Below are 381 nucleotides of genomic sequence, written 5' to 3' on the forward strand. Positions count from 1 at the left end.
GTGAAGGCGAGTGGAAAGTCAAAAAGCATGGCCAGGAACGCCGCCGTATCTGGCGTAAGCTGCATCTCGCCGTTGACAGTAAAACACATGAAATCATCTGCGCTGACCTGTCGCTGAACAACGTTACGGACTCAGAGGCCTTCCCCGGGTTAATCCGGCAAACCCACCGGAAAATCAGGTCAGCCGCCGCCGATGGCGCTTACGATACCCGGCTATGTCACGATGAACTGCGGCGTAAGAAAATCAGCGCGCTTATCCCTCCCCGAAAAGGTGCGGGTTACTGGCCCGGTGAATATGCAGACCGTAACCGTGCAGTGGCTAATCAGCGAATGACCGGGAGTAATGCGCGGTGGAAATGGACAACAGATTACAACCGTCGCT

The 381-nt window shown here is 55.4% G+C and carries 1 pseudogene; it reads left to right on the forward strand.

Features of this window, described 5'->3' with window-relative positions:
- A pseudogene (locus ACMWL8_RS25135) lies at positions 1-381 on the forward strand (IS5-like element IS903 family transposase); the annotation flags it as partial.

The organism is Enterobacter sp. 04-C-12-SI-ECC (assembly GCF_047530715.1).
Taxonomy (GTDB): domain Bacteria; phylum Pseudomonadota; class Gammaproteobacteria; order Enterobacterales; family Enterobacteriaceae; genus Enterobacter; species Enterobacter bugandensis.